At 74.8% G+C, this 24,117-nt stretch carries 25 protein-coding genes; 13 read left to right on the top strand and 12 right to left on the bottom strand.

Annotation, left to right across the window (positions count from 1 at the left end; all coding sequences use genetic code 11):
* Nucleotides 1–104 precede the first annotated feature (104 nt).
* The 3 genes from ACZ51D_RS12260 to ACZ51D_RS12250 form a co-directional block, all read right to left on the bottom strand.
* Nucleotides 105–887 carry a 2,3-dihydro-2,3-dihydroxybenzoate dehydrogenase gene (locus ACZ51D_RS12260; RefSeq protein WP_465662156.1) on the bottom strand — a complete coding sequence of 261 codons (783 nt, stop codon included), beginning with the start codon at nt 885–887 and terminating at the stop codon, nt 105–107.
* A gap of 194 nt (nt 888–1,081) precedes the next feature.
* On the bottom strand, nt 1,082–1,609 hold the full coding sequence (locus ACZ51D_RS12255; protein WP_465662154.1) for a GNAT family N-acetyltransferase: 528 nt from the start codon (nt 1,607–1,609) through the stop codon (nt 1,082–1,084).
* Between the two features lie 19 nt (nt 1,610–1,628).
* Entirely contained in the window at nt 1,629–2,780 is a 1,152-nt protein-coding gene (locus ACZ51D_RS12250; RefSeq protein ID WP_465662152.1) for a CapA family protein, read from the bottom strand.
* 244 nt (nt 2,781–3,024) lie between these two features.
* On the opposite strand from ACZ51D_RS12250, the gene ACZ51D_RS12245 reads away from it, so the two are divergent.
* The 4 genes from ACZ51D_RS12245 to ACZ51D_RS12230 all read left to right on the top strand — a co-directional run bounded on the left by ACZ51D_RS12245 (nt 3,025) and on the right by ACZ51D_RS12230 (nt 6,879).
* Nucleotides 3,025–3,510 carry a dsRBD fold-containing protein gene (locus ACZ51D_RS12245; protein WP_465662150.1) on the top strand — a complete coding sequence of 162 codons (486 nt, stop codon included), beginning with the start codon at nt 3,025–3,027 and terminating at the stop codon, nt 3,508–3,510.
* 179 nt (nt 3,511–3,689) lie between these two features.
* Nucleotides 3,690–4,949 (top strand): M48 family metalloprotease, encoded by a 1,260-nt coding sequence (locus tag ACZ51D_RS12240; protein WP_465662148.1) that lies wholly within the window; start codon nt 3,690–3,692, stop codon nt 4,947–4,949.
* Nucleotides 4,950–4,979: 30 nt separating this feature from the next.
* Nucleotides 4,980–5,402 (top strand): MarR family winged helix-turn-helix transcriptional regulator, encoded by a 423-nt coding sequence (locus ACZ51D_RS12235; RefSeq protein WP_030238344.1) that lies wholly within the window; start codon nt 4,980–4,982, stop codon nt 5,400–5,402.
* A gap of 205 nt (nt 5,403–5,607) precedes the next feature.
* The gene (locus ACZ51D_RS12230) at nt 5,608–6,879 is read left to right on the top strand and encodes a PP2C family protein-serine/threonine phosphatase (protein ID WP_465620837.1); all 1,272 of its coding nucleotides are present in this window, start codon (nt 5,608–5,610) and stop codon (nt 6,877–6,879) included.
* Nucleotides 6,880–6,954: 75 nt separating this feature from the next.
* Here the strand turns inward: ACZ51D_RS12230 and ACZ51D_RS12225 are convergent, their stop codons facing one another.
* Both ACZ51D_RS12225 and ACZ51D_RS12220 read right to left on the bottom strand, forming a co-directional pair.
* On the bottom strand, nt 6,955–8,370 hold the full coding sequence (locus ACZ51D_RS12225; RefSeq protein ID WP_465662146.1) for an ABC transporter substrate-binding protein: 1,416 nt from the start codon (nt 8,368–8,370) through the stop codon (nt 6,955–6,957).
* Nucleotides 8,361–8,939 carry an MTB12 C-terminal domain-containing protein gene (locus tag ACZ51D_RS12220; protein ID WP_465620841.1) on the bottom strand — a complete coding sequence of 193 codons (579 nt, stop codon included), beginning with the start codon at nt 8,937–8,939 and terminating at the stop codon, nt 8,361–8,363. Before ACZ51D_RS12220 ends, ACZ51D_RS12225 begins: the two co-directional genes overlap by 10 nt.
* Nucleotides 8,940–9,044: 105 nt before the next feature.
* On the opposite strand from ACZ51D_RS12220, the gene ACZ51D_RS12215 reads away from it, so the two are divergent.
* The 6 genes from ACZ51D_RS12215 (at nt 9,045) to ACZ51D_RS12190 (ending at nt 15,167) form a co-directional block, all read left to right on the top strand.
* Complete coding sequence (locus ACZ51D_RS12215) at nt 9,045–9,749, top strand: hypothetical protein (RefSeq protein WP_465620843.1); 705 nt, start codon at nt 9,045–9,047, stop codon at nt 9,747–9,749.
* A 6-nt stretch (nt 9,750–9,755) separates the two neighbouring features.
* Nucleotides 9,756–11,723: a branched-chain amino acid ABC transporter permease gene (locus tag ACZ51D_RS12210; RefSeq protein ID WP_465662144.1), complete on the top strand. Its 1,968-nt coding sequence runs from the start codon at nt 9,756–9,758 to the stop codon at nt 11,721–11,723.
* Nucleotides 11,724–12,034: 311 nt separating this feature from the next.
* Entirely contained in the window at nt 12,035–12,820 is a 786-nt protein-coding gene (locus tag ACZ51D_RS12205) for an ABC transporter ATP-binding protein (protein WP_465620846.1), read from the top strand.
* Nucleotides 12,820–13,497: an ABC transporter ATP-binding protein gene (locus ACZ51D_RS12200; protein ID WP_465620848.1), complete on the top strand. Its 678-nt coding sequence runs from the start codon at nt 12,820–12,822 to the stop codon at nt 13,495–13,497. Before ACZ51D_RS12205 ends, ACZ51D_RS12200 begins: the two co-directional genes overlap by 1 nt.
* A gap of 311 nt (nt 13,498–13,808) precedes the next feature.
* Complete coding sequence (locus tag ACZ51D_RS12195) at nt 13,809–14,267, top strand: hypothetical protein (protein WP_465662142.1); 459 nt, start codon at nt 13,809–13,811, stop codon at nt 14,265–14,267.
* A 363-nt stretch (nt 14,268–14,630) separates the two neighbouring features.
* A complete protein-coding gene (locus ACZ51D_RS12190; RefSeq protein ID WP_465662140.1) occupies nt 14,631–15,167 on the top strand; it encodes an SCO4402 family protein in 537 nt (178 codons plus the stop codon).
* 49 nt (nt 15,168–15,216) lie between these two features.
* Here ACZ51D_RS12190 and ACZ51D_RS12185 read toward each other — a convergent pair whose 3' ends face one another.
* The gene (locus ACZ51D_RS12185; protein ID WP_465620854.1) at nt 15,217–15,993 is read right to left on the bottom strand and encodes a GNAT family N-acetyltransferase; all 777 of its coding nucleotides are present in this window, start codon (nt 15,991–15,993) and stop codon (nt 15,217–15,219) included.
* Nucleotides 15,994–15,997: 4 nt separating this feature from the next.
* A complete protein-coding gene (locus ACZ51D_RS12180; protein WP_465620856.1) occupies nt 15,998–16,444 on the bottom strand; it encodes a MerR family transcriptional regulator in 447 nt (148 codons plus the stop codon).
* 121 nt (nt 16,445–16,565) lie between these two features.
* Between ACZ51D_RS12180 and ACZ51D_RS12175 the strand changes: the two genes are divergently transcribed.
* Nucleotides 16,566–17,408: an imine reductase family protein gene (locus ACZ51D_RS12175; RefSeq protein WP_465662137.1), complete on the top strand. Its 843-nt coding sequence runs from the start codon at nt 16,566–16,568 to the stop codon at nt 17,406–17,408.
* Between the two features lie 114 nt (nt 17,409–17,522).
* Here ACZ51D_RS12175 and ACZ51D_RS12170 read toward each other — a convergent pair whose 3' ends face one another.
* Both ACZ51D_RS12170 and ACZ51D_RS12165 read right to left on the bottom strand, forming a co-directional pair.
* On the bottom strand, nt 17,523–18,314 hold the full coding sequence (locus tag ACZ51D_RS12170; RefSeq protein WP_360490379.1) for an SDR family NAD(P)-dependent oxidoreductase: 792 nt from the start codon (nt 18,312–18,314) through the stop codon (nt 17,523–17,525).
* 331 nt (nt 18,315–18,645) lie between these two features.
* Complete coding sequence (locus tag ACZ51D_RS12165) at nt 18,646–19,572, bottom strand: NADP-dependent oxidoreductase (RefSeq protein ID WP_465662135.1); 927 nt, start codon at nt 19,570–19,572, stop codon at nt 18,646–18,648.
* 148 nt (nt 19,573–19,720) lie between these two features.
* On the opposite strand from ACZ51D_RS12165, the gene ACZ51D_RS12160 reads away from it, so the two are divergent.
* Both ACZ51D_RS12160 and ACZ51D_RS12155 read left to right on the top strand, forming a co-directional pair.
* Nucleotides 19,721–21,235 (top strand): helix-turn-helix transcriptional regulator, encoded by a 1,515-nt coding sequence (locus ACZ51D_RS12160; protein ID WP_465662133.1) that lies wholly within the window; start codon nt 19,721–19,723, stop codon nt 21,233–21,235.
* Between the two features lie 122 nt (nt 21,236–21,357).
* Entirely contained in the window at nt 21,358–21,804 is a 447-nt protein-coding gene (locus tag ACZ51D_RS12155; RefSeq protein ID WP_465662131.1) for a protein-tyrosine phosphatase family protein, read from the top strand.
* 233 nt (nt 21,805–22,037) lie between these two features.
* Here the strand turns inward: ACZ51D_RS12155 and ACZ51D_RS12150 are convergent, their stop codons facing one another.
* The 3 genes from ACZ51D_RS12150 to ureG form a co-directional block, all read right to left on the bottom strand.
* Nucleotides 22,038–22,409: a hypothetical protein gene (locus tag ACZ51D_RS12150; protein ID WP_465620868.1), complete on the bottom strand. Its 372-nt coding sequence runs from the start codon at nt 22,407–22,409 to the stop codon at nt 22,038–22,040.
* 15 nt (nt 22,410–22,424) lie between these two features.
* Nucleotides 22,425–23,414 carry an urease accessory protein UreD gene (locus ACZ51D_RS12145; RefSeq protein WP_465620903.1) on the bottom strand — a complete coding sequence of 330 codons (990 nt, stop codon included), beginning with the start codon at nt 23,412–23,414 and terminating at the stop codon, nt 22,425–22,427.
* 62 nt (nt 23,415–23,476) lie between these two features.
* Nucleotides 23,477–24,097: an urease accessory protein UreG gene (ureG, locus tag ACZ51D_RS12140; protein WP_360490389.1), complete on the bottom strand. Its 621-nt coding sequence runs from the start codon at nt 24,095–24,097 to the stop codon at nt 23,477–23,479.
* Nucleotides 24,098–24,117 lie beyond the last annotated feature (20 nt).

Below are 24,117 nucleotides of genomic sequence, written 5' to 3'. Positions count from 1 at the left end.
CCGGCGGGTCTTCAGGGGCCGGCAGGTCTGCGGCGAGCAATCGAGGTGCGGAGGGGGAGCGGAACTGCTGGGAGGCGGCGGTTCCGCCGGAACCGGGGGGCGCCTCAGGCGCGCAGGGTCGCGCCGCCGTCGACGTACAGGTCGTGCATGGTGATGTGCCGCGCCCGGTCGGATGCCAGGAACACCACGGCTTCGGCGATGTCGGCGGGGGCGGCGATCCGCCCGAGCGGGATGCCGACCCGCCAGGCACCCAAGTCGCCCTCGATCACCCGCTGTTCGGCTGCGGCGGCGTCCTCGCCCCACAGTGCGCGCTGCATCTCGGTGTCGGTCGACCCGGGCGACACGACGTTGCACCGCACCCCGGACCGGGCGAGTTCCAGTCCCAGGCAGCGGGTGAACATGGTGGCCGCGGCCTTGGACGCCGCATAGGCGGCCATCCCGGCCCTCGGCACCCCGGCGGCGTTGGACCCGACGGTCACAATGCCCCCACACCCCCGCTGCGCCATCCGCCGCCCTACGGCGCGACTGGCATGGAAGACGCCAGTGGTGTTCACGGCGAAGGTGTCCACCCAGTCGGCGTCGGTGAGTTCGACGACCGGCGCGGTACGCAGGATGCCCGCGACGTTCACGAGCGTGGCGATCGGTCCGAGTTGGCGCTCGATCAACTCGACCGCTTCATCGACAGCTTGGGCATCGGACACGTCCAGGACGTACGGTCTGACGGCCGGAAGCTCCGCCGCCAGGGTGCCGAGCGGACCGGCACGGCGATCCAGCGCCGCGACGACGGCCCCCTCGGCGACCAGCGCTCGCACCACGGCCGCGCCGATGCCCTGGCCGGCCCCGGTCACCATCGCGACGGTACCGGCGAATTCGGACTGCTGCTGCACAGGACATCCCCTCCGACCAGCAAGATTAGGTAAGCCTAACCTAACACAACAGTTCGCCTACGCCGAGAGTCTGTGCGACCGTCAAATCGCCCGTCCGCCGCCCGCCGCACACAGCGAGACGAGACGACCCGTCTCGCCATCCGAACGTAGGCCGCCCCGGCGTCCGCGACAGCCGTCGACCCGTGGCGGTGGGACTACCGCTCGGCCGGGCGGTGGTAGATCCAGTCGAAGCCGTCGTACCCCTCCCCGTCCAGGTGCTCGGCGCGCCGCAGGCCGGCCCGCAGGGCCACGCGCTGGGAGGCGAGGTTGGCCGGACGGATGCGGGCGATCAGCGGCAGGTCGGGCACGGCGGCGCCCGACCAGGCCACCACGGCAGTGGCGGCCTCGCTCGCCAGGCCGCGACCCCAGGCGGCGGGGGCGAAGCGGTAGAAGAGGTTGAGGACCGGCAGGCCGGCGAGTTCCATCGGCTTCACTCCGCAGAAGCCGAGCACGGTCGGGGAGTCGAGCTCACGGACCGTCCAGTAACCGAAGCCGCGGTGCTCCCACAGCGCGTCCCAGCGGCCGTACAGTTCCTCGGCCTCGGCCCGGGTGGCGAGCGCGTCCGAGGGGTTGTGGAGGCAGGCGGCCGGGTCGCTGTGGACGGTGAGGATCGCGTCGGTGTCGGCCTCGGACGGGCGCCGCAGCGAAAGCCGAAGGGTCGTCAGTTCCTGGTGTCCGGTCACCAGGCCATCGTAGGCAGCCTCACTGCGACACTGCGGGGTCCGCCGGAGCCTTCGGCGCCGGGGAGAGTCCCGTGCAGCCGCGCAGGCCGTCGCGGCGCTTGAGGGCGGCCTCGGCGGCGGCGCCGGTGACCGGCTCCGGGATGCCCTTGTCGTCGATGGTGGCCGGGACGAAGGCCTCGCCGGTCACCTTGCCGTCGGCGGTGAGGGTGAGGGTGGTGACGCCGGTCTCGTTGGAGTTCGGGTAGTCGGAGGTGCCGTACCAGAGGAAGTTGCCGAAGCCGTACCCGACGTAGGTGTTGCCGAGCATGCCCGAGCCGACCATGGTGTGCGCGTGCGTGCCGACCACGGCGGTGGCGCCGGCGGTGGCGAGCTTCTTCGCGACGGCGGTCTGTGCGGCGGTCGGGCAGGCCTTGCCCTCCTCGCCCCAGTGCAGGTAGACGAGCACGACCGGGGCCTGCTGCTTCGCCCCCTCCACCGCCTTGACCAGCGCCGGGACGTCCAGCGCGGAGGCGATGCCCGGCTTGTTCGCGCCGGCCCGCCACTTCTGGTTGGTGAGGTCCTCGACCTGGCTGGCGGCGACCACGGCGACCTTCACCCCGCGCACGGTGGTGACGTACGGGGCGTACGCCTGCTTGGCGTCGCGGCCGACGCCGACGACCGGGATCGGCGAGGAGTCCTTGGCGGCGAGCGTGTCGGCGAGGCCGTCGGCGCCGAAGTCCACGGCGTGGTTGTTGGCCATCGAGACGACGTCGACGCCCGAGTCCTTGAGCACCGAAAGCGCCTTGGGCGAGGTGCGGAAGGTGTACAGCTTGGGCTCCGGGGCGCCGCGCCCGGTGATCGCGGTCTCCAGGTTGAGGACGGACAGGTCGGCGTCGGCGAGGTTGCGGGAGATCGGGCCGAGCGCCGGCTCGGGCGGCTGGACGGCCAGCCGGGGTTCGGTGCGGCCCTCGAAGTGGACGTCCCCGGCGAAGGCGACCGTGATGGTGCCGTCGGGCCGGGGCGCGGCGCTCTTGCTCGGGGCCGCGCCGGAGGACGGAGTGCCGGGCGTCGGGGTCGTGGCCGCCGGGGCGGGGGCGGCGCCCGTCGGGCCGGGGGCGGGATCGTCCGGCCCACAGGCGGTGACGGCGGTCAGCCCGACGAGCAGCGCGACGGCGGCCGCGACACGGCGCATGAGTGGTTCCCCCCGAGGACGACGCAAGAGCGGTCAGCCTACGCCACCGAATCACCACCGCTTGAGCCCGCACCCGCAACATTCCGGCCACAAAAGGGCACCGGCGGCGCCACTCCTGGCCCGCCCGTCCCCATCACCCCACCCGTCCCGGCCACCGTGTCCCTGGCGCGGCGGCGGGAAGGGCGCGCAGCGTGGTGGTACGGGAGGACCGGTCCCGCGCCGGAGGTCCGGAGGTGTTGACGTGATGGGCAGCAACATGGCCAGTGACATGGGCAGCGGTATGAGCGGTGACCCGGGCAGCAGCATGGGCAGCGGCATGGGCGGTGACCCAGGCGACCCCAGAGGCATCGAGCCGGTCGGCGGCCCCGGCCGCGACCACCCCTCCCCCGGCCGGGAACGCCGGATCGTGGACGCGACGGCCGAGACGGATCCAGCGGCCGAAGCGGATCCTGTGGTCGAAGCGGATCCAGCCGCCGAGCGGGCCGTCCGCACCAAGGACTGGCAGCTCAGCCTGCACCTCGTCGAGGACCGGGACACCACCCGGGTGCACGCCGTCCTGGACGCCGACGGCACCGTCCTGCACAGCGACGCCGCCTCCCGCCGCAACCCCCGCGACACGCCGGCACCGCAGGTCGGCGACGAGTTCGCGGTCGGCCGCGCCCTGGTCGACCTCGGCCACCAGCTGCTGCGCGCCGGCGTCCACGGCGCCACCGGTCCCACGGACGATTGAGCCGCGCCGAAGCCGCCGCACAGCGGAGGAGTGCGCGGCCCCGGAATCGCGCCCGCCGGAGGAGTGCGCCCACGAACCCCACCCGCCGGAGGAGTGCGCACCACCCGTCCGGGTACGCCATGCTGAACCGCGACACCCGACCGGAAGAGCCGGACGACCGGAAGAGCCGCACCCCGCCCATGGACACCACCCCCGACCACCCGCCCGTCCCGGGCCCCGACGCGGACCCGCCGGCCGCCCCCGGCGCATCCCCTGACTCCACCGCCGACTTCACCCCCGCCGAGCGCGCCCGGGGCCGCGCCCTGCGCCGCGCCCAGCTGCCGTGGGCGCTGGGCGGCCGGCTGGCGGGCCTGGCGCTGACCCTGCTGCTCGGCCTCACCCCGGCCGGTGCCGACCTGGTCACCGCCGTCGGCCGCTGGTTCGGCGGCTCCCGGACGGCCACCGTCCTGGCCGGCGCGGCGGCCCTGGTGGTCCTCGGCCAGGTGCTGCAGCTGCCGTTCGGCGCGCTGGTGCGATCCGTCCGGGCCCGGTACGGGCTGGTGACGCAGGGCTGGGCCGGCTGGGCACTGGACACCTTGCGCGGCCTCGCGCTCACCCTTCTCCTGTTCCTTCCGCTCGTTCTCGGGCTGTTCGCGCTGACCGCCTGGTCGCCGCAGCGCTGGTGGCTGCCGGCGGCGGGCGGCGCGGCGCTGCTGACGGCCGTCCTCTCCTTCCTCCACCCGCTGCTGATCGAGCCGGTGTTCAACCGCTTCACCCCGATGCCGCCGGGCGAGCTTCGGACCGCACTGTCGGCGCTGGCCGAGCGGGACGACGTGCGGGTGCGGGACGTCCTGGTGGCGGACGCCTCGCGCCGGACCACCGCGCTCAACGCGTACGTCTCCGGGTTCGGCGCGACCCGCCGGATCGTCGTGTACGACACGCTGCTGACCACCGCCGAGCCGCGGGAGGTGGAGTTGGTGGTCGCGCACGAGCTGGGCCACGTCAGACACCGGGACGTGCCGGTGGGCACGGCGCTGGCCGCCGTCGGGGCGGCCGTCGCGGTCGCCGTCCTCGGTCTGCTGGGTGCCTGGCGGCCGCTGCTGGACGCCGCCGGGGCGAGCGACGCGGCGGACCCCCGGGCGCTGCCGCTGCTGGCGGCGCTGGCGGCACTGCTGGGCGCGCTGTCGGGGCCGGCACAGTGCGCGGTGAGCCGCCGGATCGAGGACCGCGCGGACCGGCACGCGCTCGAACTGACCGGCGATGCCGCGCAGTTCGTGGCGATGCAGCGCAGACTTGCACTGGCGAACGTCTCCGATGTCGACCCGCCGAGGCTGCTTGAGCTACTGTTCGCCACTCACCCGAGTGCGACCCGCCGGATCGCCGCCGCCCGCGCCTGGCAGGCCGCTCGAGAACGGTCGGCACCGGGACGTCGCGCGACCCCAGGCGAATCCGTTGTATAGTGCAACAAATCTCGAGGAGATAGGAACGCCGTGCCCGGCCGCCAGTCGTCCATCGACACCATCCAGCGCGAGCTGACCGCCTTCGCCCGCCGCGCCCGGCACAAGGCCTCCCAGCTGCACCCCGACCTCTCCCTGGTCACGTACAGCATCCTCGACCTGATCACCGAGCGCGGCGGCTGCCGGGCCGCCGACGTGGCCGCGCACTTCATGCTCGACAAGTCCACCGTCAGCCGCCAGGTCACCGCTCTGGAGAAGCTCGGCCTGCTGGCCCGCGAGGCCGACCCGGACGACCAGCGCGGCCAGATCCTGCGCGCCACCGAGGCCGGACTGACCCTGCTGCGGGACGCCAACGAGCAGCGCCGCCTGGCCTTCACCACGCGCTTCACCGACTGGTCCGACGAGGACGTCGCCCGCTTCGCCGCCTACCTGGCCCGCTACGGCGAAGAAGGCTGACGAAGCGGCCTACCGGCCCGCTACGGCGGACCGGGCCGGCGGGGCGACCCACCCGGCCCGCTACGGCGAACCGGGCCGGAGGAGCGCCCGCAGCGGACGACGGAGTGCCCTCAGCGGCCGGACGAGCGCTCCCAGCCGCCGACGGCGGAGGCCCGACAGCCGTCTCGGGGTGCGCCCCGCCGCCCCCACGGTGTACAGAGGAGAGGTGCCCTTCCGGCAGCGTCCCGATGCGCCGCACCCGCCGCGCGCGCCGCATACCCCCGACCGCCGCCGCGCCTGGCGGCCCGACCGCCGGGTGCTGACGGCGCTGACGCTCGCGCTGATCGTGCTGATCACCGTCGTCGACATCCTCTCCCCGCCGGACATCCACCTCGGCCCGCTGCTGATCGTCGCCCCCGCCCTCACCGCCTCCTTCGCCGGCCCCCGGGCCACCGCCGGGGTCGCCCTGCTCGCGCTCGCCGCGCTGACCGCCATCGGCTCCGTCCGCGACAGCCTGACCAGCGCCAACATCGAGACCCAGTTGAGCGCGCAGATCGTCGTCTCCGCGCTGATCGTCGGCCTGCGGGTGCTGCGCGAACGACACGAGCGGGAACTGGCCCGGGTCCGTTCGGTGTCCGAGGCCGCCCAGCGGGTACTGCTGCGCCCGCTCCCGGAGCGGATCGGGCCGCTGCACCTGGCCTCCGTCTACCTGGCCGCCGAGGCCGAGGCGCAGGTCGGCGGCGACCTGTACGCGGCCGCCCGGACCGCCACCGGCACCCGGCTGCTGGTCGGGGACGTGCGCGGCAAGGGGCTGTCCTCGCTCGGCGACGCCGCCCTGCTGCTCGGCGCCTTCCGTGCCGCCGCCCACCTGCACGCCGAGCTGCCCGACCTGGCCGCCTATCTGGACGGCAGCGTCAGCTGGGACCTCGCCCAGCTCGCCGAACAGTCCCGGCAGGCACGGCAGGCGCAGCAGGAGCGACGCGCCCTGCCCCGGGCGTCGCCCCGCGACGTCCCCGAGGAGGGCTACCAGTCCGGCGAGGCCGGCGAGTCCTTCATTACCGCCGTCCTGCTGGACATCCCCGACGACGGCTCCCCGGTCCGCCTGATCGACTGCGGCCACCCGCCCCCACTGCTGCTGCGCCCCGAGGGCATCACCACCCTCGCCGCCCACCACCCCGCCCCGCCCCTGGGCCTCGGCGAACTCGCCCCCGTGCGGTACGAGGTCGAGACCTTCCCGTTCCGCCCCGGCGACCGGCTGCTGATCTACACCGACGGCGTGATCGAGGCCCGCGACGCCCAGCGGCGCTTCTACCCGCTCACCGAGCGCGTCACCGCCTGGCACGCCGACCGCCCCACCGCGCTGCTCCACCGCCTCCGCCGCGACCTGCTCGCCCACGTCGGCGGCCGTCTCGACGACGACGCGGCCATGGTCGTGGTCGAGCGGCTCCCGGACCGCGGTCGTACGGAGCCCGGTTCCGGAGCTCCTACCCCCGGATGACCAGGCCCGGTCCTTCCCGCCGTTCACGTTCTTCAGGTGCCGGCAGCCCGGCGTGATCGCGGTCGGCCGGCAGTCCTACGGATTGTAGGGCAGCTGCGGCACGTCGAAGCAGTTCGTCGTCATCGACGGCACCTGGGTGACCCAGCCGCCCCGCCCGCCCTGTGCCGAGTCCTGCCAGCGGGCGGCGTTCAGGCAGGCCCGGGTCGGGCCGGCGGGCGGCGGCTGCGGGACGAAGGAGGCGGGCAGGATCAGGCCGTGCGCGTCGTACGGCTCGGCGCGGTTCATGAACGCCTCGACGCAGGAGCGGGTCGGCGCGGCGCCGCAGGAGTCCAGCGCGTCGGTCAGCCACTGCGCGCCCGCCCAGCCCTCCAGCTCCCAGGCGGACAACTGCCCCGCCCGGTCCGGGTAGTAGCGGGCCATCGCGGTACGGAAGTCGCGCACCGCCGGGTACTGCTCGTCCTCGTAGTTCAGGCTCGACGAGGTCGCCCAGAGCGCGTTGCGGCAGTTCGGCGAGGACTGGTAGTCGCTTCGCACCGACTCCGACCAGTTCTGCACGTTGGTGACCTTCGCCGCGACCGTCACCCCGGACTCGTCCAGCGCCCGGCACAGCGCCGCGTTGCCCCGGGTGTCCATGGCGTCGAACAGCAGCTGCGAGCCGTCGGCGCGCACGGCCGCGGCCACCGCCTGGAAGTTCGGCAGCGCGAAGTCCACCGTCTGCAGCAGCACCCGGTAGCCCTCCGCCTCCAGCCCGGCCTTCAGCTGTCCGGCGTAGCGGGCCGAGTCGGCCTGGTTGTACGCGACCACGGCTGCGCTGCCCGCGCCCAGGCGCTGCTTGAAGAAACGGAACACCTCGGTGCTCTGGTAGAGCGTCCCGTTCCAGCCGACCGACCGCCCGTCGCGCGGCGCCCCACTGCCGTAGATCCCGTACAGGTGCGGCCAGCGGTCGTACGCGGTGCCGATCGGCTGGCCGCCGACGTCCGGCACCGCCTTGCCGCTCACGTACGGTGCGCCCGCGTAGTCGAGGACGCTGCCGCTGACGAAGGCGAACACGTGCGCCTGGTCGATCAGCCGGTGCACGCAGTCCTGGTTGCCGACACCGCTGCCACCGTCGTCGCAGGTCACCAGCCGGACGGTGCGACCGTGCAGGCCGCCGCGGTCGTTCAGGGCCTGGAAGAACGCCTGAGCGCCGTACCGGGGACCGCTGAACACCTCGCTGCCGACCGGGCTGGTGAGCGAGGTGACGACGCCGATCCGGATCTCGCCGGCCGTGACCCCGGTGTCGGAGGCGGGATTGGTGCTCCCGCTGCCCCCGGTCGCCCCGGGCGTGGCGGTGGCACGGGCGGTGAAGGCGCCGTCGGGCAGCCGGGTGCCGCAGCCGCCCAATGACGCGAACAGGAGGAGGGCGAGGGCCGCCGCCGACACGACACGGCCGGGCCACCGGCGTGCGAACGCGTCGACGGCCCGGCATCGCGAGGGGGTGGTCAGCTGCATCCGGGGATCGGGGTGCCGCTGGCGCCGCCGGCCTGGGTCAGCAGACCGCACAGGGTCGAACGGGACACCTTCCAGGTGCCGTTCTCCAGGACGGCCTGGCCGGACGCGCTCGGCTCGACCACCGTGCCCTGGAGGGACAGCGAGTAGGAGACGGCCGCGTCGGAGGCGTCGGTGAACGCCACGTCAGTGACCTTCGCCTGCACCTGGCCGACCCTCGGGTCCTGCGAGAAGCCCTGCAGCGCCGGGAGCAGCACGTCGCCGCCCTGGAGCAGCTTGGCCTTGTCGGGGATCGGCGTGTTGGGGTCGAAGAACTTCTCCCAGTTGGCGGTGATCTCCGCCTCGGCGGCGGCCGGATCGGCGGGGGCGGTGCCGGTGGCGCTCGCGGAAGCGGTGGCGGTCGCGCTCGGGCTGATGCTCGCGCTCGCGCTCGCCGGGGAGGAGGCCGAGGAGCCGGACTTGCTGCTGCTGCACGCGGCCGCCGTGCCCGCCAGCATCAGGGCGAGCAGCGCGCTCGCCGCCCGCAGGACCCGGCCGCCGCCCGTGGAGGTGCCGCTTCGCGTCACGTGCATGGTGTTCCCTCTCGCCTGCGCCGCCCGGGCCGGCCTCTCGGTGTCCCGGATGCTGTTCCAGGCCGATCCTGGAAACGTCTCAAGTGACACCATGAAGGCGGATCCATGGACGAATCGCAATCCGACGGAGAAATCACCCGTAACGCCCCAAGGAGTTCCCCCTTCCGAGGCGGCGCATTCCAGGGCGGAGCGTTCCGGGGCGGCCCGCCCCGGGGCAGCCCGTTCCGCGGGGCGCGCGAGTGGGCCGGGTGGCTGCTCGTCGCGGCGGGGGCCGTGCTGTGCGTGCTCGGCTGGTACGGGGTCTCCGGCGAGCGCTTCGTCGAACAGCAGATCCCCTACCTGGCCTCGTCCAGCATCCCGGGAGCGGCACTGATCGTGGCCGGAACCCTCCTGGTCGCGCTACGGCCGCCGACCCCGCCGGAGCGTCAGGACCTGACCGACCGCCGGGTGGAACGGCTGTACGAGCTCCTCGTCGAACCGTCCGACGTCGACACGGGCGCGGGACCGAGCGCCGGGCCGGGCGCGGCGCCGGGCGCGGGACCCGGCGTCCGACCGGATGCGCCGGAGGCGCCGGACACGCCGGATCCGGCCGGACGGGACGCCGAAGGATGGCTGGCCGTCCCCGAGGGCACCCGCTACCACCGCCCGGACTGCCCGCTGGTCACCGGCAAGGCGCGGGCCGAACCCGTCGGCCCGGACGCCGTCCGGGACCGGGGCCTGACGCCCTGCCCGCTCTGCTCGCCGCCCGCGCCGGGCCCCGATCCCGGCCCCACCACCCGTCCGGGCGAATCCGCCCCGCCGACCGGCTGAACGCCCATGACCGCCGCCGCCCTGCTCGCCACCGCCCCCGACTCGCTCGGCCTCACCGTCGACCTCGCCCTCGCCGGACTCACCGTCGGCAGCGCGGCCGCCCTCAGCGGCATCGGCCTGGTCGTCTGCCACCGCGCCACCGGCGTGCTCAACATCGCCCAAGGCGCCCAGGCCATGGCCATCGCCTACCTGCTGCGCGACCTCGTCGTCGTGCGGCACTGGCCGGTCTGGCCCGCCGTCGCCTGCTGCCTGCTGGTCGTCGCCCCCGCGCTGGGCGTACTGCTCGACGTCCTGGTCTACCGCCCGCTGCAGCGGCGCGGCGCCGGGCCGGCCGACACCATGGTCGCCGGACTCGGCGTCTTCGTGCTGCTCATCGGCGTGGCCGTCCTCCTGTGGGGCGCGGCACCACTGGCCGGCGCGCCGTCCCCGCTCGGCGGCGCCGCGATCCGCCTGCCCCACGGGCACAGCCTGCGGCCCGACACCGTCGTCCAACTCGCCGCGATCCTCGTCCTCAGCCTCACCGTGTTCGCCACCACCCGGTGGACCCGCTTCGGCCTCCAACTGCGCGCCGTCGTCGACGACCGCAGGCTCGCCGCCCTCGCCGGGGTCGACGCCGACCGGCTCTCCGCCACCGGCTGGGCCTTCGGCACCTTCACCGCCGGGCTCGTCGGCATCACCCTCGCGCCGTACCTGCTGCTCGACCCGTATGGGCTGCCGCTGCTGGTGATGGAGACCATGGCGGTCGCGGTCGCCGCCCGGCTGCGCAGCATCCCGGTCGCCATCGCCACCGGGCTCGGCCTCGGCATCGCCCAGGCCGAGCTCACCCGGCTGCGCCCGTCCGGACAGCTGCTGCCCCTGGTCGAGGCGGTGCAGTCCAACCTGTTCGTGGTCGCGCTGCTCGCCGCCGCCCTGCTCGCCGGACCGCGCATCAGCGGGGAACGCGCCGAGACCACGCCACTGGCCCTGCGGCGCACCGAGGGCAGGAACGGGCGGCTCGCGGGAGCCGTCTGCCTGGTACTGCTCCTGCTGCCGCTCGGCTTCCGGGGCAACGACCTGCGCAGCGCCCTGCTCGTACCGGCGCTCGCGCTCGTACTGCTGTCCATCGTCGTGGTCACCGGCTACAGCGGGCAGATCTCACTCGGCCAGGCCGGGTACGCGGGCCTCGGCGCGCTCGGCACCGCACTGCTGATGTCCGGCCGCATCCCCGGCCTCCCCCCGCTGCCCGCCGCACCCGCACTGCTGATCGCCGTCCTCGCCACCGCACCGCTCGGCCTGCTCACCGGCTGGCCCGCGATCCGCCGACGCGGGCTCGCTCTCGCCCTGGTCACCTTCGCGGTCGGAACGGCGATGAGTCGCTTCGTCTTCCAACAGCCGTACGCCACCACCGGGCTCGTCCTCGACCGCCCTTCCTTCCTCGCCGGCGACCGCGCCTTCTACCTCGCCGAACTCCTGCTCCTCGGCCTCGGCCTGCTCACCGTCCGGGGCCTGCACCGGGGCCGGCTCGGCCGGGCCCTGACCGCCATGCGGGACCACGAACCGGGCGCGGTCGCGGCGGGCGTGGACGTCCCCGGCCTCAAGCTCTTCGCCTTCGTCGCGGGCGCGGCCCTGGCCGCACTCGGCGGCGGCCTGATGGGCCTCGCCGGGCGCGCCTTCGACCCCGCCGCCTTCGACCCGGTACGCGGCCTCCTCTGGTTCGCGGCCGTCGCCGTCGCCGGTGCCGACAGCGCCCTCGCCGCCGTCCTGGCCGCCGCCCTCCTCATCGGCCTCGACGCCGGCACCGTCGCCGGCGTCTCCGCCGTCGCCGTCGGCACCCTCGCCGCCGCCATCGGGCGTCTCCCCGGCGGCCTCGCCGCCCTGCCCCGCCCCCACCACCGCCCGCCCCCGGCCCTCCCCCCGTCCCGCCTCACCCCGGCAGGGCGCCGGGTACGGGCGGCCATCGCGGCGAAGCCGGCCCGAGAGGACGGAACGCCATGAGAACCGCTCATGCCCCACGCCGACCGCCCGATTCGCGCGGCGATTGCGGCAGGAGAGGCAAGGGCAGGGCCGGGCCATGAGCCCCGCTCATGGCACCCACCGGGCAACGCGGCGCGACAGCCATGAGGCTCGCTCATGGCCCTTCCGCCCGCCACCCACCGACCCCGACGTACGCCCCCGCCCCAACGCCACCACCCGACCCGGCCGGACGGAAGCCCCCGGCTCGCAGGAGGAACGGACATGACCGCACTCACCCCCCTCGGCAGCCACCTCCCCGCCTCCACGCCGACGCTCAACGCGGCGGGCCGGCCATGAGAGAGGCTCATGGCCGGCCCGCCGGGCAGCCCGCCTCCCGGCTCACCGCCCGGGGCATCGTGCGGCGGTACGGGGGGATCGAGGCGGTGGGCGGGGTGGACCTGGTGGCGTTGCCCGGGCGGATCACAGCGCTGATCGGGCCGAACGGGGCGGGAAAGAGCACCCTGTTCGACTGCCTCGCCGGCACCGTGCGTCCGGACGCCGGTCGGGTGATGCTCGGCGGGCGGGACGTCACCGGGCTGCCCGCGCATCGTCGGGTGCGACTCGGGTTGGCGCGGACGTTCCAGCAGATCGCCGTCTTCCCCACCCTCTCGGTGGCCGACAACGTCCGGGTGGGGGCCGAGCAGGAGGCCGAGCAGCGGGCCGGGCGGAGCGGGCGGAGCGGGCGGGTCGAGGCCCGGGCCGTGGCGGAACGGACGGCCGGGGCGCTGCGGCTGTTCGGGCTGCAGGACGTCGCCGCCGAGTCCGCCGGGGCGCAGCCCACCGGTGTGCTGCGGCTGGTGGAGCTGGCGCGGGCGCTGGCGGGCGGGCCCCGGGTGCTGCTGCTGGACGAGCCGGCGGCCGGGCTCGACGCCGCGCAGACGGCCCGTCTGGTGGCCGTGTTGCGGGGCCTCGCCGAGCGCGGCATGGCGCTGCTGCTGGTCGAGCACGACGCCGAGTTGGTCGCCGAACTCGCCGACTCCGTCTATGCCATGGCCGAGGGCCATATGGTCGCGGCCGGCCCGACCGCGGCCGTCCTCGCCGACCCTCGCGTCACCCGGGCCTGGGGAGCGGTGACCTGATGCCCGTCGAAGCCGCCCTCAGCTCGGCCCGGGTCCGGTACGGCCCGCTGGAGGCGCTGCACGGCGTCGACCTCGCGTTCCCCTCCGCCGCCGTCACCGTCCTGCTCGGCCGTAACGGCGCCGGGCGGACGAGCGCGCTGCACGCCCTCGCCGGCGTCGTACCGCTGTCGGGCGGGCGGGCGGTGTGGCGGGGCCAGGACATCGGGGGACTGTCGGTACACCAGCGGGTGCGGCGGGGGCTGGCCATCGTCCCGGCCGAGCGCGGGGTGTTCGGGTCGCTGACCGTCGCCGAGAACCTGAGCCTGGGCGGGCCGGGGCGGAACGAAGTACTGGAAGTCTTCCCCGAGTTGACCGCACTGCTGCTCCGCCGGGCGGGCAGCCTCTCCGGCGGCCAGCAGCAACTGGTCGCCATCGGGCGGGCATTGGCGGCGCGGCCGACCCTCCTCCTGCTCGACGAGCCCGAACGCGGCCTGGCCCCCGCCGTCGCCGCCCGGCTGCACGCACGGCTGCTGACCGACGCCACCGCCGGCCGTACGGTCGTGCTCGCGGCGCAGTCCCTGCCACGCACCCTCGCCGGGGCGGCGGTGGTGCACGTACTGCACCGGGGCGAGGTGGTCTTCTCCGGTGAGCCCGCTGAGGCCACCGGCCCGCTGACGACGTTGCGGCGACTCGCCTGAAGGAAGCTTCCAGCCCTTTCCGGCCCTTCCTTCCCCTACCCCTCCCTTCCCGGTCTTCCCTTCCCGGTCTTCCCTTCCCGACCTATCCTTTCCCGACCTATCCCTTCCCGGCCTCTCCCTTCCCGGCCGCCTTCACCTGGCCTCCGGCCGACCCTCCCTTCCGACTCGCCCACTACGATGGCCGCGCCCAGGTCGATCACGGTCGACACACCTGGGCAAGGGGGATGGAACGGTGGATCACGTCCAGCGAAAGCAGCGCAGGCAACGGGAGCCGCAGCTCGTCGGCGCGAACCCGGGCAGGTGCTGGTCGCATGAGTGAGAAGCAGCGCCCGCTTCTGCGGTACCGGCCCGCCGGGCCGCTGGTGCTCGGTGGCCTCGGGTGGGCGTGCAGCGTGCCGACGGTCCTCGCGGACGACGAGATCCACGGACTCGTGAGCCGCTGCCACGACAGTCCCGGTGCCCCGGCCCATGTGCTGCCGCTCGCCTGGGTGGGGCTGGTGCTGGGCATCGGCGCGGTGTGCTGGGGCGGTCGGCAACTCGTCACCGCCGCCGGGCGCAAAGCGCGCCGACTCGGGCCGGGGCTCGGGCTCGGGCACGCTCTGCTGTGCGTACTGCTGCCGGTGGCGGCGATCGGTGTGCCGCTCCAGTGCGCCCTCGCGCAGACCGCCGCGCATGACACCGGGGCGCAGCGCAGCACTTGCTTCGGGCAGGGCCGACTCGCGGGCGCGGCCGGTCCTGCCGCCGTCCGTCAGGTACGCCTCCGGGCCTGACAGACGGCGGCAGGTGCCCGCACGCCCGACCGCGAGCCCGAGCCGGAGCCGGCACGCGAGCCCGAAGAGGACGGGGGCCATGGCGAGCACGCGAAGGACGCCGAGGTGGCGGAGGAGGAACATGGTGCGGCTCCCTTCCCGGGAGCCCGGACGGCCCCCGTTCGCGATGCCTCAACGATGACCCCCGTCACCGCTCCCGCACATGTACCGAACGGCACTGCCTGAACAGCAACACCACCCAATTGCCACCCCACCCCCTGCCGATCGGCAGGGCGCGCAAACCCGCCGCAGGTGTCCGGGGGCGCCAGGGAGGACGGCGGCAAATCCCTGGCCGGGCAATCACGCCGTGGGTACCCTCGGTTCATGATCGACCACGGCATCGCCTACCCCTACTTCCGGCTCCATGTCGTGCCTGCGGTGGTGGCGTTGGCCAGCCCGGCCTGGCAGCGTGAGGTGTGGCTCGACAGGGACCGGTTCGAGGACCTCGACCACACCGTGCACGTGCTCTTCGACGACTTCTGCGATGCGAACGACCCGGCGTCCTCGCTCGGGTACAGCCTTCGAACCGAGGAGGAAGTCGAGCTGATGGCGCGTCTCGGCGCCGCCTACAACGCGGTGCAGGACGCGGTCGGCGCCTCCGCCGCCGACGAGGTCTACCTGGACTCGCCGGGCTGGCCCGCCGTCATCGCTGCCGCGGCCCCGCTGGCCAAGGTCCTGGTGACCAATGACCTCAAGGCTCTGCAGGGGCTGCACGAAGCCGGGCACCGCTGGCCGCCCGGCGCCGGTTCGGCTCCGCACCAGAACGAGGGCCGGGACGGAGGCCGGGACGGAGGCCGGGACGGAGGCCGGGACGAAGGCCGAGCCGCCGACCAAGCCGGCGAGGTCGACGCGGAGGCCTGACGCCCCCGCAGCCGCCCTCGTGCCGCCCCCGCAGCCGCCGTCGTGCCGCCTACGGCCGGTACACGTACGGCGTCGTCGTGCTCAGCCGGGCGAAGCCGAGGCGCTGGAGGATGGGGCGGCTGGCGTCGCTGGCGTCGACCTGAAGGTACTGGTACCCGAGGTCGGCGGCGAGGCGGGCGCGGTGGGCGACGAGGGCGCGGTAGATGCCCCGGCCGCGCCAGTCGGGGGCGGTGCCGCCGCCCCAGAGGCCGGCGAAGCCGGTGCCGGGGTTCAGTTCCATCCGGGCCGCCGACACCGGGCGGTCGCCGGCCAGCGCGACGACCATGCTGACCGTGTCGGTGCCGTGCCGGAGGTGTTCGAGCATCTGGTCGCGGAGGCGCGGGCGGTCGGTGCCGAAGGCCTGGGTGTGGGCCTCCACCATCAGGTCCACCCCGGCCGGGTCGGTCACCGGGTGCAGCCGTACGCCCTCGGGGAGGACGACCTCGGTGGGGAGGTCGGCGATCCGGGCGATCATCAGCGCCTCGTCCGGCTCGGATGTGAAGCCGGCCGCGAGCAGCCGCTCCCCGAGGTCCGCGGGGCGGTCGTGGGAGTAGGCCTTCCACTCGAACTCCAGGCCCAGCGCGGTGAAGTGGCGCACCTGTGCCGCGATCGCCGCGTCCGCCCCGGCCTCGTCCAGGCCGGACCACACCACGCCGTTCCAGCCGCCCTGCCCGCCCACCTGCCGCACCACCGCGCCGTCACGCTCGACGCGGACACCGGGGCCGTCGGGCTGCGCGTTGCGCCGGATCCGGTCGTCGAACAGGGCGAGCACCTCATCATGATCCATCCGCTCACTCCAGCACGGCCCGGGAGCGCGCGCCATCGAGTTTCCGCCCGGCCGGATCCCCGGGGACGGCGGGCCGCGCGGCGAGGATCACCGAGCTCGGCGCGTCCGCGTCCATGATGGTGTCCAACAGGGCTCGTGCTGCTTCGAGTTCGTCCATCTGCCGGGTGATCCGGGCGCGCTCCCGGGCGAGGCCCGCGAGCAGTTCCGGGCAGGTCGAGCCGGTGCGGCGGCGCCCCGGGGACGGCAGGCCCGGGAGGATCTCGGCGATCACTGCGCTGTTGAGGCCGGCGGCGAGGAGGGTGCGGATGCCGTGGACGGCGTGCACGTCCCGGTCGCCGTACTCGCGGTAGCCGCTGGGGCGGCGCTCGGGGGTGAGCAGGCCCTGTTCCTCGTAGTAGCGCAGGGCGCGCGGGGTGACCCCGGTTCGCCGGGCGAGTTCTCCGATCCGCATCGCGGGCACCTCACATGGTCGGACGTCCGCCTTGACTCTGCCGTCGGCGTGAAGGTCTAGCGTAACCGCCATGCCGAACCGACGATCTTCCTCAACCTCCGCTTCCCTTACCGCCGTTGCCGTGCTGGGCCTGGGCCCGATGAGCCGGGCGCTGGTCGGCGCACTGCGGGCCGCCGGCCATCCGACCACGGTGTGGAACCGCACCCCGGGCCGGGACGCCGGACCGCTCGCCATCGGCGCGCGGTCGGCCGCGAGCGCCGCCGAGGCGGTGGCGGACGCCCCCCTCGTCCTGCTCTGCGTCCGCGACCAGGCGGCCGCCCGGGCCGTGCTGGACGCCGCCGGGGCGGCACTGCGCGGCCGGACCGTCGTCAACGCCACCTCGATCGCGCCGGATGACGCCCGGGCCAACGCCGCCGACGCCGAGGCCCGGGGCTACCGCCTCCTCGACGCCGCGATCCTCACCCCCACCCCGACCATCGGCAGCCCCGAGGGCACCGTCCTGCTCAGCGGCGACCCCGAGGCGTTCGCCGCACACGAGGAGACGCTCCGGGCCCTGGGCGCCGTACGCCACGTGGGCGCGGAGCCCGGACGGGCGGCGGCCTTCGACGCGGCACTGCTGGACCTGTTCTGGACCACCGTGCACGGGTGGGTCCACGCCCTGGCGCTCGCCCGCGCCGAGGGCATCAGCGGCATCGAACTCACCCCGTACGCCCAGGGTTTGCCGCGCATGCTGCCCCCGCTGCTGGCGGACTTCGCCCGGCGCGCGGACGACCGCCACCACCCGGGCGACCGCAGCAGCGTGGCCTCCGCCGCAGCCGGCCTGGCGCACGTCGCGCACACCGCCCGGGCCCGCGGCCTGGACACCTCGGTCCTGGACGCCGCCCTCGCCCTCACCCGGCGGGCGGCCGACGCCGGACACGGGCCGGACGGGGTGTCGGCCCTGGTCGAGCTGCTCAGCGCCTGACCACCGCCCCCACCGCCTGACCGGTGCCCGATCGCCTGACGGGCTCCCGACCTCCCGGCCACGGCCCGATCGCCTGACGGGCTCCCGACCTCCCGGCCGGCGGCGCGGAGCGCGCTACTGCGCCAGGTACCCACCGTCGACCGGCAGGACGGCGCCGGTGATGAAGGAGGCGTCGTCGGAGGCGAGGAAGAGGACGGCGGCGGCGACTTCGTCCGGGGCACCGAGACGGCCCATCGGGTGGAGCTTCTCGATGGCCGCGAGATATTCGGGCCCGCCCGGCTCGTCGCGCAGCCGGGCGACGCGTTCGGTGGTGATGGTGCCGGGTGCGACGGCGTTGACCCGGATGCCACGGTCCGCCCACTCGACCGCCAGGTGCTTGGTGAGGCCGGAAGCGACGAACTTGGCGGGCCCGTACACCGCTTGGCCGCGCTGGCCGGCCTCGCCGGAGATGGAGGAGAGGCAGACGATCGAGCCGCCGGGACGCTCCTGGGCGGTCATCGCCTGGATCGCGTACTTGCAGGTGAGGAACATGCCGCGGCCGTCCACGGCCATCACGTGGTCCCAGTCCTCGGCGGTGGCCTCGGTGATCTCCATCAGCGGGAGCACCCCGGCGTTGGCGACCAGGACGTCGAGTCGGCCGTACCGTTCCACGGCGGCTTCGGCCATCCGGCGGGCGTCCTCGTCGCGGGCCACGTCGCCGACCACCGTGCTGACGGCGCCCGGGAGTTGTCCGGCCAGCCGGTCCAGTCCGGCGGCGTCGACGTCGGTGGCGACCACCGACGCGCCCTCCCGGACGAACCGCTCGGCGACGGCCCGTCCGATGCCGCTCGCCGCGCCCGTCACCACGCAGGAGCGACCGGCCAGCCGCCCGGCCGCGGGGCTTCCCGCCGCGTTCACCGTCACCATGGGTCGACTCTACCGACCGGAACGGGCGGAACCCCGGCTTCCCGCCACCATCCCGCGGTCGGCGCGTCGGCAGGGTGGCGCACCCGGGAGATGGACCGACCGTGCGGGCAACAGCCTTACGGGTGGCCGTCGTTGTGGCGGCAGCGTCGCCCGCGCCGTAGGGCCGGGCGGCCGCAGGGCCTACCGCTCGGCCCGATCGCCCGGCCCCACCGCCCAACCCGACCGCCCGCTCGGTGGCCGCCGCCGCCCGTGCGGCCCGACCCCGAACCACGGCGCCGCCGAGGGCGCCGAGGCCGCCGAGGCCGGCGGCGCGGACTCGGCCGGACGCGAGTCAGACCGTGAGGACGATCTTGCCGCGCAGGTGCCCGTGCTCGCTGACCCGCTGCGCCTCGGCCGCCTCCGCCAGCGGGAACACCCGGTGCAGCGGCAGCCGCAGGGTGCCGGCCTCGTGCAGGGCGAGCGCGGCGGCGTAGGCGCGCTGGTGATAGAACTCGACCTCGGCGCCGCCGGTGACGCGGATCCCGTACTGCTGGGCGCCCACGAAGTCGGCGATGGTGAGGACGCGGTCCGCGCTGCCCGCCAGTTCGATGGACAGGGGCAGCACCCCACCCTGCCCGGCCGCGTCCAGCACCCGGTCCACCCCGTCGGGGGCGGCCGCCCGCACCCGCTCGGCCAGGCCCTCGCCGTACGTGACCGGGATCGCGCCGAGCTCGCGCAGGTAGTCGTGGTTGGCCTCGCTCGCGGTGCCGACCACGGTGATCCCGCGCGCCCGGGCGAACTGCAGCAGGACGGTGCCGACACCGCCCGCCGCGCCGTGCACCAGCAGGGTCTCGCCCTCCCGCACGCCGAGGAGGTCGAGCGCCCGCTCGGCGGTCTCGGCGGCCACCGGGATCGCCGCGGCCTCCTCCCAGCCGAGCGAGGCCGGCTTGTGGCCCAGCATCTCGACGGACACCAGCGCCTGCTCGGCGTAGCCGCCGCCCATCACGGCGCCGAACACCTCGTCGCCGGGCGCGAAGCCGCTCACGCCCTCACCGAGGGCCTCCACCACACCGGCCAGCTCGTAGCCGTTCACGGCCGGGAAGGTGACCGGGAAGACCTCGTTCATCGCTCCGCTGCGCACCTTGTGGTCCAGCGGGTTGACGCCCACCGCGCGGACCGCGACCCGCACCTGGCCGGGCCCGGGGGCGGGCAGCTCGATGTCGATCGGGCGCAGGACGTCCGCGCCGCCGTACTCGTGGAAGGCGATCGCCTTGGTCATGGAAGCTCCCTGGGGTCTCGTGGAGTTGGTACATCCGACGGTTCCCATCCTGGTCCGGGGGCCGCGAGCGGGGACCCTGCCGTTCGGACAGTTCAACCTGTCCGAACGGCCAGGTGGACCCGGCCGCCACCGGACTAGGCTCGATGACATGGATGGTGCGGACGGCATGAACGGGACGGGCGGCGCGGGCGGCGCAGGGACTCCAGGCGGCGCGGGAAGTCCAGGCGGCGCGGACGAGAAGTGGCGGGAGTCCTGGGGCCGCCCCGAGGACGCGCTGGCGCGGGCCGTCGAGGTGCTGCGCACGCCCCGGCCGGAGCTCCTGCTCCGCCTCTCCCGGATGCTCGGCACGCTCGTCCCGCACGTGGCGATCGCCCAGCTCAGCGGCGTCTGCACCCACTCCCCCACGCACGCCCACGGCCTGCCCGAGCTGACCGAGGGGGTCAGCAGTCTGGAGCTGTCCCGGCTGGCCGAGCGCACCACCGCAACCACCGCGACCGGCCGCCCCTGGCAGGGCGAGGCCGAACTCGCGGGCCGCATCCGGCCGGTGGTGGTCGTCTCGGCGGCTCCGGGAGGTCACCCCACACCCGGCGGCCGCACACCGGACACCGGCGGGACATCCACCACCGGCAACGGCGGTACATCGACCATCGACACCGGCAGCACACCGACCACCGGCAACGGCGCCGTCCTGGTACTCGTCCGGGCGAACACCGCCCCCGTGGCACCGGGGGCACTCGCCGTGCTGCAGCAGCTGTGGGACCTGGTCATCGCCCACTCCGACCACCGCGCCACCGACGCCGGCCCCAAGCACGCTGCGGCCTCCCGCGCCTCCGCCAACGCCCGCGCCCGGGCGATCGCCGAGGTTACCGGCACCCACAGCGCGGCGCTCAGCGCCATCCTGGCGCCGCTGCGCTCGGCCGACCTGGACGACGCGGCCGCGCGCCGCAGCGCCACCGAACTGGCCGTCACCGCCCTGCTCGACCTGAGCCAGGGCGCCGACCTGGACCGCGCGCTCAGCGAGGAGACCGCCGACGCCGCCTTCGCCCGGCTCGCCCGGGAGCTGCGCCCGCTGCTGCGGCACACCCGGGTACGGCTGGACGCGGCACCCCCGGCGGAGGCCACCCGCTCGGTCCCGGCCGACGCCGCGCACACCGCCCGGGACGCCGTCCGGGCGGCTGTCCTGCTGATGCTGGAGCAGGAGAAGCCGGCCCGCCTGCACGTCAGTTGGCAGTTCACGCCGGACGACGCCCTGCGGGCGGTGGTCCGCGGCGACGGCCTGGGCGTGCTGGCCGTCGACGCCCTCACCGTCCACCGCACCACCGACCGGATCGCCGCCCTCGGCGGCCGCTGCACCGTCGAGGCCGTCCCCGGCTGGGGCACCACGGTAACCGTCGACCTGCCGCTCACCCTCCCCGAGCCGGCGCTCGCCACCGATCCGCTGGACGGCCTCCAGCCACGGGAGTCGGAGGTCCTCGACCAGCTCGCCCAGGGCCGCCGCAACCGCGACATCGCCGCCGCGCTGCACATCAGCGAGTCGACGGTGAAGTTCCACGTCGCCAACATCCTGGCGAAGCTGGGCGTGGCCTCGCGCGGCGAGGCGGCGGCCCTGGCCCACCGCGCAGGGATGCCGGGCGGCGTGGTGGGGCTGCACGTGGCGTCCTGAGCCCCGGATGTACTGACCACGGCGGCCCGTCGCCGGGCGCCTGCCAGGGCGAACATTCGCCGCCACCGTCGGGCATCCTGGCATCCGACCCACTCCGACAACCCCTCGAAAGGAAAGGCGACATGACCGGCGCAACCGAGCAGCCGACCACCTGGGATCCCGCCACCCCCGGCCTCCTGCGGCTGCCCTCCGGCCGCCTCCTGCGCGGCCGCGGCCTGAGCCGCCCCCTGCCGCCGGGCCCCCGACCCACCTTCGGGCTCTACCTGTTGGGCCGCCCACCGAAGGGCATCGCGTGGCAGCACCGCTGGGTCCGCTGGCCCGACTTCCGGCTGCCCGGCGACCGCGCGGACGCGGCCGACGCCTTCCGCGAAGCCTGGGAGCGCGCCGCCACCGACCGCGTCGAGCTCGCCTGCGCCGGAGGACGCGGGCGCACCGGCACCGCGCTCGCCTGCATCGCCGTCCTGGACGGCGTCCCGGCCGCGGAGGCGGTCGCGTACGTGCGAGAGCACTACAGCCGACACGCGGTCGAGACGCCGTGGCAGCGGAAGTTCGTGGAACGGATGGCCTGACCTCACGGGCGGGGCACCTCAGGACAGGACGACCAACCGCCTCACTCCTCCGAGGTCCGTCGCGCCGCCGGAGCAGACCTCTCGGCCGTCGCGCACCTCACGTCCGCCGCCTCCTGAGCCCCGGCACCGCCACCCAGCACCGCCGCCGCCGAGCAGCGGCGATGCCGCGCGTGGTCAGGTTGGCGCGAAGGGGCACGGCTCGTGTGGTGCGTCTCCGGGCGCCCGTTCGCCGTTCACTCCTCCCGGAGGAGTGTGAAGTCGGTCTGGTCGCCTTCCATGGTGTAGCGCTGCGGTGCCCCCGGTTCGTGCGGGTGCCAGCCGGCAGCGCGTCCGGCGCGAATCAGGGCCTCGGCCAAGGAGGGTGTGACGGGGGCGAGTTGGAAGACCTCGGCGATGCGGTCGGCGGGGGCGGTCAGCAGGACGCCGTAGTGGAGCCAGGGGTCGTCGAAGCGGCGGGTGACCTCCAGCGGGCGGCCCGCGCGGCCGGAACGCTCGCCGGTGTCGAGCCAGGCGCGCACCACCACGTGTTCGCTGTCGCGGGAGCGGACGACCCAGTGGTAGTCGCGGCCGTCGACATGGATTCTGCGCGGTGTCCTCGGGGCCATCCCGCCACCGTACGCCTAGGTTTTGCGGAGGTCGGGTGCCGGGGCTCCGATCAGCAGTCGCCGCACCGCGTCCCAGGCCGTTCGCAGGGCGGCCGCGCAGGTGCGGGTGTCGGAGCCGAGCAGGCGCAGCCAGGCGCCGCTGTCCTCGGGGAGCACGCTGACGCCGTACAGCAGGCCGCAGCCGGCCAGCGCCTCGTGCAGGGTGTCGGCGACCTGCGCGGGCGGGGCGAGCGGGCTGAGCACGTAGAGGCTGGACATCACGTCGTGGCCGGCCAGGACGGCCGGACCGGTGACGCCCGTGACGCCCGTGACACCGCCGCCGGCCCCGGCCGGGGCCCCGGCCCGCGCGGGCTCGAGCCGTACGGTGTCCAGGGCCACCAACCGGCCGTCCGGGCGGCGTACTTCGAGGTCCGAGGCGAACACCTGGTAGGCGTTGCGCTCGCCGCGTGCGAGGCGGCCGGCCAGTACGGTCTCGCTCGCCAGCACGGTCGCGCCCGGGTCGACGGTCAGGACGGTGCGCTGGTAGAGGCGGGAGTCGACGAAGGGGATCACCGGCTCGGGCAGGTACTCGACGTAGGCGCCCGGGCCGGCCGTCAGGTTGAGGAGTTGCGTCGCGTAGTCGTACTCCATCCGGTAGACCTTGGTGGCCGCCTGGGTGGTGAGGTGGACGGCGGTGTCGGCGCCGCAGCGCACGTCCGTCCGTAGCCGGTCGGCCTGCAGGATGCCGCCGCCGGTGGACATCAGGAAGGTGACGGCGAGGTCGGGGCGGGCCGGGTCGAAGTACAGCGGGCGCATGATCTGCAGCGGTGACTTCTGGTAGTGGCCGGTGAGTTCGGTGCGTCCGCAGATCTTCTCGAAGGCCAGTTCCAGCAGCCCGACCTTGCCGGGGCGCCCGACCGCGAGGGTGTCGGGCGTCCCGGCGTGGCGGCGGACCTCGTACGGGACGCGGACCGGCTCGTAGTGGCGGGGGTCGAGCCGGGGTACCGCCTCCGCCGCGCCCGTCACGCCCGTCACGCCCGTCACGCCCGTCACGCCCGTCGCCCCGTCGGTCACGACACCCGCAGCGGTCACGCCGGCACCTTCCGGAAGGTCTCCAGGAACGCGGCGATCTCCTCCAGCCCTTCCCCCGTCAGGCAGTTGGTGAGCACCACGGGACCGCCCTCGCGTACCCGGTGGGCGTCGGACTCCATGATGCCGAGGTCGGCGCGGACGTACTGGGCGATGTCGATCTTGTTGATGACCAGCAGGTCCGACTCGGTGATGCCCGGGCCACGCTTGCGGGGCATCTTCTCGCCCTCGGCGGTGTCGAGGACGAAGAGGAAGAGGTCGACCAGTACCGGGCTGAAGGTCAGCGTGAGGTTGTCGCCGCCGGACTCGAACAGCAGGGTGTCGACGTCCGGGAAGCGTTCCAGGAGTTCGGCGCCGGCCGCGAGGTTCATCGTCGGGTCGTCCCGGACGGCGGTGTGCGGGCAGGCGCCGGTCTCCACTCCGACCACCCGTTCGGGGTCCAGCATCCCGGCCAGGGTGCGGCGTACGTGCTGGGCGTCCTCCTGGGTGTAGATGTCGTTGGTGATGACGGCGGGGCGGTGGCCGCCCGCGATCAGCACCGGGACGAGCGCCTCGATCAGCGCCGTCTTCCCGGAGCCCACCGGGCCGCCGATGCCCACACGGAGCACGTTCTCGGTCAACTTTCCTCCTCTGGTGCGAA

The sequence above is a fragment of the Kitasatospora sp. NPDC033851 genome, assembly GCF_055576085.1.
This window is presented reverse-complemented; position numbering and strand designations above follow the sequence as displayed.

Excerpts from the sequence above, each read along its gene's own strand:
- ACZ51D_RS12250 (WP_465662152.1), bottom strand. The coding sequence starts at position 2,780 with ATGCGCCGTGTCGCGGCCGCCGTCGCGCTGCTCGTCGGGCTGACCGCC.
- ACZ51D_RS12245 (WP_465662150.1), top strand. The coding sequence starts at position 3,025 with ATGGGCAGCAACATGGCCAGTGACATGGGCAGCGGTATGAGCGGTGAC.
- ACZ51D_RS12240 (WP_465662148.1), top strand. The coding sequence starts at position 3,690 with ATGGACACCACCCCCGACCACCCGCCCGTCCCGGGCCCCGACGCGGAC.
- ACZ51D_RS12225 (WP_465662146.1), bottom strand. The coding sequence starts at position 8,370 with ATGCAGCTGACCACCCCCTCGCGATGCCGGGCCGTCGACGCGTTCGCA.
- ACZ51D_RS12220 (WP_465620841.1), bottom strand. The coding sequence starts at position 8,939 with ATGCACGTGACGCGAAGCGGCACCTCCACGGGCGGCGGCCGGGTCCTG.
- ACZ51D_RS12215 (WP_465620843.1), top strand. The coding sequence starts at position 9,045 with ATGGACGAATCGCAATCCGACGGAGAAATCACCCGTAACGCCCCAAGG.
- ACZ51D_RS12210 (WP_465662144.1), top strand. The coding sequence starts at position 9,756 with ATGACCGCCGCCGCCCTGCTCGCCACCGCCCCCGACTCGCTCGGCCTC.
- ACZ51D_RS12205 (WP_465620846.1), top strand. The coding sequence starts at position 12,035 with ATGAGAGAGGCTCATGGCCGGCCCGCCGGGCAGCCCGCCTCCCGGCTC.
- ACZ51D_RS12200 (WP_465620848.1), top strand. The coding sequence starts at position 12,820 with ATGCCCGTCGAAGCCGCCCTCAGCTCGGCCCGGGTCCGGTACGGCCCG.
- ACZ51D_RS12195 (WP_465662142.1), top strand. The coding sequence starts at position 13,809 with ATGAGTGAGAAGCAGCGCCCGCTTCTGCGGTACCGGCCCGCCGGGCCG.
- ACZ51D_RS12190 (WP_465662140.1), top strand. The coding sequence starts at position 14,631 with ATGATCGACCACGGCATCGCCTACCCCTACTTCCGGCTCCATGTCGTG.
- ACZ51D_RS12185 (WP_465620854.1), bottom strand. The coding sequence starts at position 15,993 with ATGGATCATGATGAGGTGCTCGCCCTGTTCGACGACCGGATCCGGCGC.
- ACZ51D_RS12180 (WP_465620856.1), bottom strand. The coding sequence starts at position 16,444 with ATGCGGATCGGAGAACTCGCCCGGCGAACCGGGGTCACCCCGCGCGCC.
- ACZ51D_RS12170 (WP_360490379.1), bottom strand. The coding sequence starts at position 18,314 with ATGGTGACGGTGAACGCGGCGGGAAGCCCCGCGGCCGGGCGGCTGGCC.
- ACZ51D_RS12165 (WP_465662135.1), bottom strand. The coding sequence starts at position 19,572 with ATGACCAAGGCGATCGCCTTCCACGAGTACGGCGGCGCGGACGTCCTG.
- ACZ51D_RS12160 (WP_465662133.1), top strand. The coding sequence starts at position 19,721 with ATGGATGGTGCGGACGGCATGAACGGGACGGGCGGCGCGGGCGGCGCA.
- ACZ51D_RS12155 (WP_465662131.1), top strand. The coding sequence starts at position 21,358 with ATGACCGGCGCAACCGAGCAGCCGACCACCTGGGATCCCGCCACCCCC.
- ACZ51D_RS12150 (WP_465620868.1), bottom strand. The coding sequence starts at position 22,409 with ATGGCCCCGAGGACACCGCGCAGAATCCATGTCGACGGCCGCGACTAC.